The sequence below is a fragment of the Rhodoferax sp. genome (assembly GCF_025354435.1).
Classification (GTDB): domain Bacteria; phylum Pseudomonadota; class Gammaproteobacteria; order Burkholderiales; family Burkholderiaceae_C; genus Rhodoferax_B.
This window is the reverse complement of the sequence record NZ_JANXMU010000074.1, coordinates 35,573-43,187: the sequence shown is the minus strand read 5'-3', so window position 1 is coordinate 43,187 and position 7,615 is coordinate 35,573. Positions and strand designations below refer to the sequence as shown.

Here is a 7,615-nt window from a genome sequence, read left to right as displayed (position 1 = left end):
CGAGATACCGGCCACGGCGGTGGGCAGCGCAAACGGCAGGTCCACCAGCGCATCCACAATCTTTTTGCCGGGGAAGCTGTAGCGCACCAGCACCCACGCCACCAGCAGGCCAAACACCAGGTTCACCAGCGCGGCAAACAGTGACGCGCCAAAGGTCAGGCGGTACGAGGCCATCACCCGCGGCCCGGTCACGGCGGCTACAAACTGGTCCCAGGTCAGGTTAAAGGTGTTGAACACCAGGGCCGACAGCGGCACCAGCACGATCACGCACAGGTAAAACAGGGTGTAGCCCAGCGTCAGCCCGAAGCCGGGCAGCACCCGCTTGGCCTTGCCGGTCTTGGCGCGGGCCAGGGGGTTGAAAACCATTGCCGTCATTTAGCACCCGGCGTGTAGATCTTATCGAACTGGCCGCCGTCGTTGAAATGCACCTTCTGCGCTTCGCCCAGGCTGCCAAACAACTCATTCACGGTAAACAACTGGATCGGCTTGAACACGGCCGCGTATTTCTTCAGGATGGCTTCGTTGCGTGGGCGCAGCGCATGCTTGGCGGCGATTTCCTGCGCTTCGTCTGAATACAGGTAGTCCAGGTATTCCTTGGCCAGCACCTGCGTGCCCTTCTTGGCCACGGTGCGCTCCACCACGGCGACCGGGTTCTCGGCCACCACGCTGATGCTGGGGTGGATGGCATCGACCTTGCCCGCGCCGAATTCACGGTCAATCGACACCACTTCGGACTCAAAGGTCACCAGCACGTCGCCGATATTGCGCTGTAAAAAGGTGGTGGTGGCCGCACGACCGCCCTGGGCCAGCACCGGCACGTTTTTGTACAGCTTGCCCACAAAGTCGGCGGCCTGCGCGTCGGTACCGCCCTTCTTCTTGGCGTAGCCCCAGGCGGCCAGGTAGGCATAACGGCCATTGCCACCGGTTTTGGGGTTCACCACAACCACCTGGATGCCGGGCTTGACCAGGTCGTCCCAGTCCTTGATGCCCTTGGGGTTGCCGTTGCGCACCAAAAACAGCATGGTGGAGGTGGTGGGCGAGGCGTTGCCAGGGAACTTCTTGTTCCAGTCCTTGGCGACCACGCCTTTTTCGGCCAGGAAGTCGATGTCAGTGGAGGTGTTCATGGTCACCACATCGGCATCCAGGCCCTCGGCCACCGAGCGCGCAATGGCGCTGGAACCAGCGTGCGACTGGTCGATCTTGACGTCTTTGCCAGTGGTTTTCTTGATGTGGGCCACGAAGGCGGCGTTGTAGTCCTTGTAGAACTCACGCGCCACGTCGTAGGAGCCATTGAGCAGCGTGGTTTGCTGCGCAGATGCGATGCCACTGGCGGCCAGCAACAAGCCCGCAAACAGGGTCCGAACAGGTGATTTCGAGCGAAACAGAGAAGTGGGCATGCGGTTACCAGACGATAAAAGAGTTGTCCTTTATTGTCTGGTCCGCCGCTTCATTCTCAAACGACTGATTATTTGTTTGGTTAGCTGGATTTCGAATATAGAAGCGGATTAACGCCCCCGACCACCCCAACCGCGCCCATAACCGCCGCCATGGCCGTAGTAATAACCACCCGACAGCACCACCTGGGGCTGCACCACCACGCCGGGGCCATATACGTTGGGGCCGTAGGGCACGATCGCGCAACCAGACAAGGCCGCAACCAACACAAGAGCAGAGACAAGGGCTCGCATAGCGGGACTCCAGATATAAGTAATGTCTATTCAACGGCTGGCCGCCCGTCTGGCCTACGCGCAAGCAATGAAGTTCTGTAAAGGCGGCGTAACCATCCCGGCCAGCGGGCTTCAAAAGATTGCTAAAGTCGCCCCCTGCATTGCGGGTCCACCGGACCCGCCCCTCTCTTAAATTTCAAAATCTACAAGGCTCCCACATGGCACGCATGGTCCACTGCATCAAACTCGACAAAGAAGCCGAAGGCCTCGACTTTCCGCCCTACCCCGGCGACCTGGGCAAGCGCCTGTGGGAAAACGTCAGCAAGGAAGCCTGGGCCGCCTGGCTCAAGCACCAGACGATGCTGGTGAATGAAAACCGCCTGAACCTGGCCGACCTGCGCGCCCGCCAGTACCTAGCCCGCCAGATGGAAAACCATTTCTTCGGCAGCGGTGCCGATGCCGCCCAAGGCTACGTCCCCCCCGCCGCCTGATCTTGAGTGAAGCTATTGAATGGCTGCCCGACGGCACGCCGTTCAGCCCGCGCTTCGGTGACCGCTACCGCAGCGAAGGGGGCGGGCTGGCGCAGGCCCGCGAGGTGTTTTTCCACGGCTGCGGCCTGCCCGCCGCCTGGGCCGAGCAGCCACAGTGGCGTATCCTGGAAACCGGCTTTGGCCTGGGCCTGAACTTTCTGGTCACCTGGGCTGCCTGGCGGGCCGACCCGCAGCGACCCCAGGTTTTGCACTTTGTCTCCATCGAAGCCTGGCCCGCCAGCGCCGACGATCTGCTGCGCAGCCTGCCCACCGACCCCATACTCCAACCCCTGGCCACCCAGCTCCACGCCCAGTGGTGGGGCCTGACACCGGGATTTCACCGCCTGGTATTCGAGGGCGGCCAGGTGGTGCTCACCCTGTGCGTCGGTGATGCCCAGGCCATGCTGCGCGAAATGGCGTTTGAGGCCGACAGTGTGTACCTGGACGGCTTCAGCCCGCAACGCAACCCCGACATCTGGAATCTGCACACCCTGAAGGCCGTGGCCCGGCGCTGCCGACGCGGCACCCGCGTCGCCACCTGGACCATCGCCCGCACCGTGCGCGACAGCCTGGCCCAGTGCGGCTTTGACGTGCAAAAAACCCCGGGCATACCGCCCAAGCGCGACAACCTGCAAGGCCACTACAACCCCACCTGGGAGCCCCGCAAGCCCGAGGCCACCGCACCCAGATCACCCATGCCGCCCAGCCACTGCATCGTCATTGGCGCAGGCCTGGCCGGGGCCGCCGTGGCCGCCAGCCTGGCACGGCGCGGCTGGCAGGTGACCGTGCTGGATGCTGCTCCGGCCCCCGCTGCCGGGGCGTCCGGTCTACCCGGCGGGCTGCTGGCCCCGCTGGTGTCCAAAGACGACAACCTGGCCTCGCGCCTGTCGCGCAGCGGCGTGCGGTCCACGCTGCAGCAGGCTCAGTTACTGTTGACCATTGACCAAGACTGGCAGCCCTCGGGGGTGCAGGAAAAGCAGGCCAATGCCGAACCGCTGTGGCACGCCCATGCAGGCTGGGTCCGCCCCGCACACCTGGTGCAAGCCTGGCTGGACCACGCGCACATCACCTGGCAAGGCGGGGCGCAGGTAGACAGACTACAAGCAACGCCCGAGGGCTGGCAGGTGCTGGATGTGCAGGACCAAGTGCTGGCACAAGCCCCGCTGGTGGTGGTGGCCGCCGGCATGGCCAGCCGGGCGATCGGCGGAGCGGCCTTACCCCTGCAGCCCATCCGCGGCCAGGTTTCCATCGGGTCGCGTAGAAATGAGACCTTGCCGCTCTACCCCGTCAATGGCCACGGCAGCTTCATCCCCGATCTGCCCACGGCGCAGGGCCGCACCTGGGTGATGGGGGCCAGCTACGAACGCGACAGCGCCTGTGCAGATGTCACCGCAGCCGACCACCAGGCCAACCTGGAGCGCCTGCAGGTCCTGCTGCCCGAAGCGGCCAGCGTGTTGCAAAACCAATTTGAAGACGGCACGGTGCAAGCCTGGGCGGGTATCCGCTGCGCGGCCCCGGACCGTTTGCCGATGGTGGGACAGATCGCCCCCGGCCTATGGGCCAGCACGGCCATGGGTTCACGTGGGCTGAGCTTTGCCCACCTGTGCGCCGAGCTGCTGGCGGCGCAATTGCATGGTGAGCCCTGGCCGGTGGAGAAGAAAGCAGCGGCGGCGCTGGACGTGCGGCGCTACCTCAGCAACGCTTAGGCTGCACCAAAGCCATCGTCGGCGGCAATCACCGCGCCGTTCAAAAAGTGGCTCTGCCCGCTGGCCAGCAGCACCAGCAGCGCGTCCAGGTCTTCCGGCTTGCCGATGCGTTTGCGCGGCAGCATCTGCACCAGCTTCTGGCCCTGCTCGGTGCTCCAGTGGTGGTGGTTGATTTCGGTGTCGATGTAGCCGGGGCAAATGGCGTTGACGTTGATGCCGTACTTGCCCCACTCCACCGCCATGGCCTTGGTCATCTGGATCACCGCCGCCTTGCTCATGCAATACACGCCAATCTGCGGCAGCACCTTGAGCCCGGCCATGCTGGCGATGTTGATGATGCGCCCGCCGGTATAGCTGCCGGGGGCCGAGCCTTGGGCCCGGGCCAGCATGCGTTTGCCCACCGCCTGCGCGACAAAAAATGCGCCGCGCACATTGGTGTTAAACATGAAGTCGAAGTCGTCCTCAGTCACGTCCTGCAGGCGCTGGGTGGTGCTCACGCCCGAGTTGTTGACCAGGATGTCGATGGAACCCACCTCGGTTTCGGTGTGCGCCACGGCGGATTGGATAGAGTCGTTGTCGCTTACGTCTAGCTCCACCACGGTGGCGTCACCGCCCTCGCCGATGATCTGGGCGCGCAGCTCCTTGAGCTTGTCGATGCGGCGGCTGGCCAGCACCACGGCCGCCCCGGCCTGTGCCAGCGTGCGGGCAAACTGAGCCCCCAGGCCGCCCGATGCGCCGGTAACCAGGGCCACCCGGCCCGAAAGATCCATGCTGTATGCCATGCTGAGAGTCTCCACACTGTAGTAATCGACCATTGTGACAGCGCCCCCCGGGCAGTCCGCATAAAATCGCGGCGATTTTGTCCCGCTTGTAACCCCGTTGTAACTGCACCCCAGCAGCCGCCCCACCCGAAAAGAATGACATGACAAACGAAGAGATCCTGGCCCAGTTTGGCCCCCGTGAAGCGATGGAATACGACGTGGTCGTGGTCGGTGGCGGCCCCGGCGGACTGGCCACCGCCATCCGCCTGAAACAGCTGGCGGCGGAAAAAGGTACGGACGTATCGGTGGTGGTGCTGGAAAAAGGCTCCGAACCCGGTGCCCACATCCTCAGCGGCGCCATCATGGACCCGATTGCCCTGACCGAGCTCTTCCCCGACTGGAAGGCCATGGGTGCCCCGCTGAACCAGCCGGTGACCGACGACGCGATGATCTTCCTGGGCGAAAAATTCGCCTTCCGCACGCCCAACTTCCTGCTGCCGGCTTGCTTTCAGAACCACGGCAACTACATCATCAGCCTGGGCGCGCTCACGAAATGGCTGGCCGAGCAGGCCGAAGGCTTGGGCGTGGAAATCTTCCCCGGCTTCGCCGCCGCCGAGGTGCTGTACAACGCCGACGGCTCGGTGAAGGGCGTGGCCACCGGCAACATGGGCATCGGCAAAGACGGCGAGCCCACCGCCGATTTCCAGATCGGCATGGAGCTGCTGGGCAAATACACTGTGTTTGCCGAGGGCGCGCGCGGCCACCTGGGCAAGCAGCTCATCGCCAAGTTCAAACTCGACGACGGCAAAGACCCGCAAACCTACGGCCTGGGCATCAAGGAAGTGTGGGAAATCGACCCCAAGCGCCACGAGCCCGGCTTTGTAATGCACACCGGTGGCTGGCCGCTGGACAACAGCACCTATGGCGGCGCGTTTCTGTACCACATGGAAGGCAACAAGGTCACGCTGGGCTTTGTGACCGGGCTGGACTACGCCAATCCCTACCTCAGCCCATTTGAAGAATTCCAGCGCTGGAAGACCCACCCCAACGTGCGCTGGTACCTGGAAGGCGATGCCGAGCACGGCATCCAACCCGCCAAGCGCCTGGGCTACGGTGCCCGCGCCATCACCGCCGGTGGCCTTTCCAGCCTGCCCAAAACCGTGTTCCCCGGCGGCGCACTGGTGGGCTGCGACGCGGGCTTTTTGAACGTGAGCCGCATCAAGGGCAGCCACGCCGCCATCAAGACCGGCATGCTGGCCGCCGAAGCCGCCTACGCCGCCGTCACCGGTGGCCGCCAGCACGACGAGCTCAGCGCCTACCCCGAGGCGTTTGAGAAAAGCTGGCTGCACACCGAATTGCACAAGGCGCGCAACTTCAAAGCCTGGTTCAAAAAGGGCCTGGTCACCGCCACGATCATGAACGGTGTCGAGCAGTTTGCCCTGCGCGGCCACGTCCCCTGGACGCTGCGCCGCGACAAGCCTGACCACGCCTATTTGAAACCCGCCGCGCAGTGCAAGCCCATCGTGTATCCCAAGCCCGATGGCAAGCTGACCTTCGACCGCCTCAGCAGCGTGTTCATCAGCAACACCAACCACGCAGAAAACCAGCCCGCGCACTTGACGCTCAAAGATGCCAGCGTGCCGGTCAACATCAACCTGCACAAGTACGCCGGCCCCGAGGCGCGTTACTGCCCCGCCGGTGTCTACGAGTTTGTGAAGACCGATGCCGGCCAGGACCGCCTGCAGATCAACGCGCAAAACTGCGTGCACTGCAAAACCTGCGACATCAAAGACCCGACGCAAAACATCGTCTGGGTTACACCTGAAGGCGGTGGCGGACCCAATTACGCCGGAATGTAATTTTTAGGGCTATTTTTCAGGTATGAAATGTGGCTCTAGCGCATATATAACCTTCGATAGCCGCTCCTGTTTTTGATGTTAAAAACAGGAGCATTTTTTTGTGCGTTGCAAACACCCCGTCTGAAAGAACCCCTCCGTTGCGCCTTGAAGCCCAAACACGCTTGGCCCAATGGGCCATCTGGCTGATTCCGCTGCTGTGGGCGGTCAACTATTTTGTGGCGCGCCGCGCACCGGGGGTCATCGCGCCCTATACGCTGGCCTGCATCCGCTGGGGCCTGGCGGGGCTACTGCTGAGCCTGCACGCACGCGCCGAGTTGCGGCGCGACTGGCGCAGCATTGCGGCCGTGTGGTACCAGTACGTGGCGCTGGGCTTTTGCGGCATGGTGGTGTGCGGTGCTTGGGTGTATCTGGGTGCGCAGACCACGGGGGCAGTCAATATTTCCCTGATTTACTCGGCGTCCCCGGTGTTGATTGCACTTGGCTCGGTGCTGTGGTTGCACGAGCGCATGCGCTGGTCGCAGGCCCTGGGTGTAGCCATTGCGCTCACGGGCGTGCTGCATGTGATCGTCAAAGGCGAATGGACGGCCTTGCGCCAGGTGCAATTTGTGGTCGGCGATGGCTGGATTGTGGCCGCCATGGTGTCATGGGCGCTGTATGCGCTGCTGCAGAAAATCTGGCCCAGCACGTTGGGCTCCACCGCCCGGTTGGCCGCCATCTGCTGGGGGGCCATGCCAGTTTTGCTGCTGGGCACCGCCTGGGAAATGGCGCAGCCCGATACCCCACCGCTGGGCACCGAGGCCTGGGTGCTGGGTGTGACGGCGGCCCTGGTGCCGGGCATCATGGCCTATTGGATTTACGGCTGGGCACAAAAAATTCTGGGGGCCAGCAAGGTGGCCGTCACCCTGTACCTGGGCCCTTTGTATGGGGCGCTGCTGGCGTGGCTGGTGTTGGGCGAAAGCCTGGGTTGGCACCATTTGGTGGGTGCGGCTTTGATTCTGCCGGGGGTGTTCTTGGTCTCGCGCGCCGGTACGGTAAAGCGCCAAAGTTAAATACATGAAATTCGGCCTTTTTTCATCCTTAAAATAAAGCTAT

The 7,615-nt window shown here is 63.2% G+C and carries 7 protein-coding genes and 1 pseudogene; 4 read left to right on the top strand and 4 right to left on the bottom strand.

Going from position 1 to position 7,615, the window contains the following annotated elements:
- The 3 genes and pseudogenes from Q0T48_RS19050 to Q0T48_RS19040 all read right to left on the bottom strand — a co-directional run.
- Positions 1 to 375 (bottom strand): annotated as a pseudogene (locus tag Q0T48_RS19050) (sulfate ABC transporter permease subunit CysT); the annotation flags it as partial.
- Complete coding sequence (locus Q0T48_RS19045) at positions 372 to 1,397, bottom strand: sulfate ABC transporter substrate-binding protein (RefSeq protein ID WP_295959674.1); 1,026 nt, start codon at positions 1,395 to 1,397, stop codon at positions 372 to 374. The gene Q0T48_RS19045 and the pseudogene Q0T48_RS19050, both read right to left, overlap by 4 nt.
- A 108-nt stretch (positions 1,398 to 1,505) precedes the next feature.
- The gene (locus tag Q0T48_RS19040; protein WP_295959671.1) at positions 1,506 to 1,688 is read right to left on the bottom strand and encodes a hypothetical protein; all 183 of its coding nucleotides are present in this window, start codon (positions 1,686 to 1,688) and stop codon (positions 1,506 to 1,508) included.
- 197 nt (positions 1,689 to 1,885) lie between these two features.
- Here Q0T48_RS19040 and Q0T48_RS19035 point away from each other — a divergent pair, with 197 nt between their 5' ends.
- Both Q0T48_RS19035 and mnmD read left to right on the top strand, forming a co-directional pair.
- On the top strand, positions 1,886 to 2,158 hold the full coding sequence (locus tag Q0T48_RS19035) for an oxidative damage protection protein (RefSeq protein WP_295959668.1): 273 nt from the start codon (positions 1,886 to 1,888) through the stop codon (positions 2,156 to 2,158).
- A gap of 2 nt (positions 2,159 to 2,160) precedes the next feature.
- Positions 2,161 to 3,903, top strand: a complete 1,743-nt coding sequence (mnmD, locus tag Q0T48_RS19030) for a tRNA (5-methylaminomethyl-2-thiouridine)(34)-methyltransferase MnmD (RefSeq protein ID WP_295959666.1) — start codon at positions 2,161 to 2,163, stop codon at positions 3,901 to 3,903.
- On the opposite strand, the gene Q0T48_RS19025 is transcribed toward mnmD, so the two are convergent.
- Positions 3,900 to 4,685, bottom strand: coding sequence for an SDR family oxidoreductase (locus Q0T48_RS19025; RefSeq protein ID WP_295959663.1), 786 nt, complete (start codon positions 4,683 to 4,685; stop codon positions 3,900 to 3,902). The two genes, mnmD and Q0T48_RS19025, sit on opposite strands and share 4 nt — an antisense overlap.
- 140 nt (positions 4,686 to 4,825) lie before the next feature.
- Here Q0T48_RS19025 and Q0T48_RS19020 point away from each other — a divergent pair, with 140 nt between their 5' ends.
- Positions 4,826 to 6,523, top strand: a complete 1,698-nt coding sequence (locus Q0T48_RS19020; RefSeq protein WP_295959661.1) for an electron transfer flavoprotein-ubiquinone oxidoreductase — start codon at positions 4,826 to 4,828, stop codon at positions 6,521 to 6,523.
- Positions 6,524 to 6,660: 137 nt separating this feature from the next.
- Positions 6,661 to 7,572 carry a DMT family transporter gene (locus Q0T48_RS19015; RefSeq protein ID WP_295959658.1) on the top strand — a complete coding sequence of 304 codons (912 nt, stop codon included), beginning with the start codon at positions 6,661 to 6,663 and terminating at the stop codon, positions 7,570 to 7,572.
- The last annotated feature ends 43 nt before the right edge of the window (positions 7,573 to 7,615 follow it).